Raw genomic sequence first — 5329 nt, 5'->3', positions numbered from 1 at the left:
GAGTTAAAAATTCTTTTCCACCGCGACACTATGGAAATTTTAGGTATTCACTGTTTTGGTAATAACGCTGCCGAAATTATCCACATTGGGCAAGCAGTTATGCACAGCCCAAACAATACCTTGAAATATTTCGTTGAAACGACATTTAACTATCCAACAATGGCTGAAGCATATCGTGTAGCTGCACTTAATGGTATGAATCGTTTGTTTTGATTTTAAATAAGTTTACAATAAAAAAGCCTGCAAATTTGCGGGCTTTTTTATTTTCATTAGATCATAGGTTTTTTATATTTTTATGACAATCCAAAGGATGATTTTAGCTTTTCATCATACTAGTGTGGACAAAATGCTTGATTAAAATATTCAAATAAATCTGGTGTTTGTTTCCATAGAATGATGGAAAGCACCAAAAGCGTGATTAAGATAAAAGTCATAATTGTTTTCAAAAGTAAGGCATTATGCGTCATGAATAACAGCCTCCTCATTCACAAAGAAGTGTACGATTATCCCTACTATACTTAATGCTATAGAACATAGCCAAATTGCATTGTAATTACCTGTTAAGTCGTGATTAACACCACCAAGCCAACCGCCAAAGAAAGAACCGACTTGATGGGTGAAAAACACAATGCCGCTCAGCATTGAAAGATATTTAACGCCAAACATATTTGCCACAATGCCGTTGGTGAGCGGAACAGTAGAGAGCCATAAAAGGCCCATAATAATTCCAAAAGCATATACCGTATAAATGCTTAAAGGTAATAACAAGAAGGCAATGATCGCGATGCCACGGCTGCCGTAAAGCGCCATTAATAATTTAGGTTTTGAGAAGCGGTCTCCTAACCAGCCAGCACCATAAGTCCCCACAATATTAAATAGTCCAACTAGGGCTAGAAACACAGTACCTGTAGCTGCATCAAAGCCGTGGTCGATTAAATAGCCGGGTAAATGTACACCTAAGAAAACAACTTGGAATCCACATACTAAGAAACCTAAAGCTAACCACCAAAAGGGTTTATGTTTTCTGGCAATATTCAGTACTTGTTTAAATGTGAGCTGAGGTTGTGCAATTGCTTTTGGTGTTTGATTGCTTGTGCTTGGTCCTTTTAACATCCATGCAAGGGGAATAATAAGAGCAATTAATAGCGCACTGACCATTAGGGCTGATGACCATCCAACATTTTTGAGTAAGAGAAGGGTAGATGGCAACATAATAAATTGACCAAAAGAACCTGCTGCACTTGCAATCCCCATTGCCATACTTCTTTTTTCTGGAGGGGCAGCTCGGCCTACTGCACTAAGTAAAACTGTAAAAGAGGTTGCTGATAAAGCTAAACCAATAATAAGACCTAGGCTTAAATTCAAAATGAGTACACTTGAACTAAAAGCCATTAACAGTAAGCCAAGGGCGTAAAGTAATCCGCCAACAGCAACCACAATTTTACTGCCATATTTATCTGCGATTGCGCCAGTAAAAGGTTGAACGGCACCCCAGATCAGGTTCTGCATGGCGATTGCAAGACTAAAAACATGTTGGCCCCAGCCAAACTCATGGCTCATTGGGACCAAATAAAGTCCAAAACCATGCCTAACCCCTAAAGAAAGTGCCAAAATAAGAGCACTACCAATCAGCATGTAGATGAGGGGCTTGGAAAATTGGTGAGCAGTTTTAGTCATAGTTAATGGAAAATTATAATAATGTGGTCATTTATTGTAGAAGATATATCGAACAATATCGATATAGATGACAAGAATATTTAAGAAGAATTAAAAAGTGAGTGGGGTAAATATTTCATGATAAGAAATTTGAAGAAGCAGACACCATTGTGATCTCTGCTTCTTATAAAAATTAAGCTGTTGAATTACGTTCAAGTAATGCTTGCTCAAAAAGAACTTGTTCTTTTTCTTTATGTTCAGTTGTGAAGCGAATCAAAATTACGCTACAGCCTGCGACCATAACCAGACCGCCTAAAATAAACAGGCAAGTTTGGACATCAAGTAAACCTTTGAGTAGGAAACCTGCTGCAACAGCACCAACATTACCGCCTGCACCAATAATTCCTGCAACTCCACCTAATGCAGTGCGATCGATAAATGGTACGAGTGCGTAAGTTGCTCCACATGCCATATGCGTAAACAATGCAAAAATAGTCATGGAAATAATTGCGAGCGCAACAGCATTCATTTGCGAGAAGAGTATTAAGAATAAACCTTCACCTAAAATCATGAGCACAAGTACTTTCGTGCGGCCATCTAAACCTTTCTTGAGTGCAACTTTGTCGGAAATGATACCGCCTAGCGCTCGAGCGAATAATGCTAAAAGACCAAAAATTCCGGCAGTTAGCCCAGCCGTTTTTAAATCCATTTTAAACTGATCAACATAATACATTGCTGCCACGTTATGGATAAAAATTTCAATACCAAAACTTGCGCCATATGCCAAAAATAAAATCCAGACACGATAGTTACGAGCGGCTTGCATTAAAATGGCAGTACCACCTTTTTTACCACTTCCGACCTCAATACCTTGCGCGCGAACTTCTTTAAAGTTTCCTTGAGGGCAATCTTGAGTTAATTTCCAATAAAGAATGCCAACAATAACCATCATTACGCCAGGTACGATTAATGCCACGCGCCATCCCATGGTTTGTTCAACACCAAACATCACAATTGCACCGAGCAATAAAGGCATTAAAGCTTGTGTTGCTCCACCGCCAGCATTTCCCCAGCCAGCCGTTGCCGCATTTGCTGTTCCTACAACGTTAGGTGCAAACATGACACTTGTATGGTATTGAGTAATGACGAAGCTTGCCCCAATCGCACCAATAAGTAAGCGAAAGAATAGAAAAGATTCATAACTATTGGCAGCAGCTACACCAAATACTGGAATGCTGCCAACTAATAGGAGAGTGGTGTACGTAATACGGGGGCCATATTTGTCGCAGAGTGGCCCAACAATAAGCCGAACTAAAATAGTAATGGCAACAGCAGCAATATTAATATTAGCAATTTGATCTTTTGTTAAGCCAAATTCACCTTTAATCACGGGCATTAATGGTGCACACGCAAACCATGCGAAGAAACATACAAAGAAAGCGAGCCATGTCATGTGGAAGGCACGCATTGCTGGAGTTGAAAAACTGAATAATTTAATTTCAGTTGCTTTTTTTGCATCTAATTGGATATTTGAAGACATACGCCGTCCCTCTGAACTGAACGAAATTTAATTTGCATGGCAATTTATTGCCTATCTGCAGACCGATCAGAGCGGACATCGTTGGCCGTCTTTGTTTATTCATTGAATCATCATTGATTCATCATGCTCTGAATAAAGCAAAGCTTGTGCCAAAAAATGAATTTTACTAAAAGGGAAAAATTACTTTCTAATTTTATTGAGTTAGTTTGTGAATAGAAAAATAATAAGAAAATTGGAGAAATAAGAGGGTAGTAATAAAAGTTTGAGAAGTTTTTTTATATCTGTATTTTTTATAAAAAATGCTCATTTTTTTAGCATTTTGATTTAAAAAGAAGCAATTTCTAGGCGAAATAGGTTGAAAGAAAGCTATAGAAACTTATACAAGTCTTTATAGCTTTCATGACGCCGAAGTTAGAAGCGGTAGCCAACACCAACATATGAAATGAGTGGGTCAATATCAATTTTGGTATTCGCTTTAATGAGCTCTTTACCTGTATTTTGGTCAGTCACATAGATTTTTGCTTCACTATTCATTTTTGAATACGAAACTGAACCAACAGCAAACCAATTTGGGTTGAAGTCGTAAGTTGCACCTAAAGTTACAATAGGTGCAAAAGTATCGGTCGCTTCTAGTTTCACGATAGGATTTGCTGATGATGTTTTGCGATCTAATGCTGCCCCAGCTTTACCATCATGGATATTCTGGATCATGTGTCCTGCTTGAATTAAATCAGCCTCAATACCAGAATTCATTTTTAAATCATTAAAGTATGCATACATCACGCCAGCTCCGATATAAGGACGGAACTTATTTACACCTGTTTTACCAAATTGATAATGTAGTTCAACGGCTGGTAACCATGCGCGTGCGGTCGCAGCCTTGCCTCCCTGAGAAAGATCAGTAATATGAAGATCTTGTTTTAAAGGAATATCTCCACCCGCCCCGGAAATTCCACCTCCTATGATTTCTCCAATCGAAGACCCATCTTTGAGTGGAGTCGCTTTTCCAGAAAGGGGAGCGTAAATATTACCTTTTCCATTAATATCTACTTTAGGGGGAATACCACCTTTAATTTCTAAAGATAAATTGTCCGTAAAGTTGTAGTTAAACATAAGACCAACAGTATCAACATCACTAGCTTCTAAGCCAGAACCTTGTTGTTCCCATTGAGAAAGACCATTAACTTCTGCTGTACCTGCAAGTGAAGAGGGAAGAGTATCTGTAAACTTATCAAGAAGACCAATAGTGCTATACCAGAATTTTCCTGAAGTTTTGCTTTGGTCGATTGCCTCTAAAACGGCTTTTGTAGATACATCTCCCACTTTAGATTGTGTACCTTCTGCAACGCTAGTATTGATATTGACAGGGTTTCCTGAGCCTTGAGGCATTGCATGTAACCAGCCAGCAGAGACTGAAAAACGTTTGAAACCATCACCATCCTTTAAACTAAAATATGGCGAAGCGGCGTTAGTGATTGTTGGCAGGGCAAAAAAGGCAGCTGTCATACAAAATAATGACTTTTTCATCATAAATGGACTCCATGTCCGAACATTTGTTTACTGATTTTTATTGAGCCAACCATACCGCGTTTTATTAAAATGATTGTTTATTAAAAATTAATAATTGTAATTTTTTTGAAATAATTGTTTATATTTGGCAATATTTGTTAATTTTAAATACATAATAAATAATAAAAGGCTACATAAAGCAGCCTTTTATTTAAGTTTGTTAAACTATTAGTTGAAGCGAGATAAATCCTCTTCAGGGCGTGCAGTTAAAACTTCAATGCCTGTTTGAGTCACTAAAATAGTATGTTCATATTGAGCTGAAAGTTTATGGTCTTTCGTTACAACAGTCCATTTATCGCCTAATAGTTTAGTTTGCCATACACCCGCATTTACCATAGGTTCAATGGTAAAAGTCATACCTGCTTCCAGACGCATACCTGTTCCAGCTTGACCATAATGTAATACTTGAGGTTCATCATGGAAAACGGTACCAATACCGTGGCCACAATATTCACGTACTACACTAAAACGCTCTGATTCGACATATTTCTGGATTGCATGGCCAATATCACCTAAATATGAACCATCTTTAACGGTTGCCATTCCACGATACATCGCTTCTTG

General features: G+C 38.1%; 4 protein-coding genes and 1 pseudogene. 1 reads left to right on the top strand and 4 read right to left on the bottom strand.

Annotation, left to right across the window (positions count from 1 at the left end; translation table 11 throughout):
- Window positions 1-213 (top strand): annotated as a pseudogene (locus tag UC75_RS20535) (NAD(P)(+) transhydrogenase); the annotation flags it as partial.
- Between the two features lie 243 nt (window positions 214-456).
- On the opposite strand, the gene UC75_RS06960 reads toward UC75_RS20535, so the two are convergent.
- The 4 genes from UC75_RS06960 to UC75_RS20530 form a co-directional block, all read right to left on the bottom strand.
- Window positions 457-1677, bottom strand: a complete 1221-nt coding sequence (locus UC75_RS06960; protein WP_049837125.1) for an MFS transporter — start codon at window positions 1675-1677, stop codon at window positions 457-459.
- Window positions 1678-1849: 172 nt separating this feature from the next.
- Window positions 1850-3196: an MFS transporter gene (locus UC75_RS06955; RefSeq protein ID WP_004790995.1), complete on the bottom strand. Its 1347-nt coding sequence runs from the start codon at window positions 3194-3196 to the stop codon at window positions 1850-1852.
- A 411-nt stretch (window positions 3197-3607) separates the two neighbouring features.
- The gene (locus UC75_RS06950; protein ID WP_049837124.1) at window positions 3608-4726 is read right to left on the bottom strand and encodes an OmpW/AlkL family protein; all 1119 of its coding nucleotides are present in this window, start codon (window positions 4724-4726) and stop codon (window positions 3608-3610) included.
- A gap of 207 nt (window positions 4727-4933) precedes the next feature.
- A partial coding sequence (locus tag UC75_RS20530) for a M24 family metallopeptidase (protein ID WP_228137143.1) occupies window positions 4934-5329 on the bottom strand: 396 nt, incomplete at its 5' end.

Source organism: Acinetobacter sp. V2, from assembly GCF_001188385.1.
In the GTDB taxonomy this organism is placed as follows: Bacteria; Pseudomonadota; Gammaproteobacteria; order Pseudomonadales; family Moraxellaceae; genus Acinetobacter; species Acinetobacter oleivorans.
This window is presented reverse-complemented; position numbering and strand designations above follow the sequence as displayed.

What these genes read in the sequence shown, in the direction of transcription:
- UC75_RS06960 (WP_049837125.1), bottom strand. Translation starts at nt 1,677, where the DNA reads ATGACTAAAACTGCTCACCAATTTTCCAAGCCCCTCATCTACATGCTG.
- UC75_RS06955 (WP_004790995.1), bottom strand. Translation starts at nt 3,196, where the DNA reads ATGTCTTCAAATATCCAATTAGATGCAAAAAAAGCAACTGAAATTAAA.
- UC75_RS06950 (WP_049837124.1), bottom strand. Translation starts at nt 4,726, where the DNA reads ATGATGAAAAAGTCATTATTTTGTATGACAGCTGCCTTTTTTGCCCTG.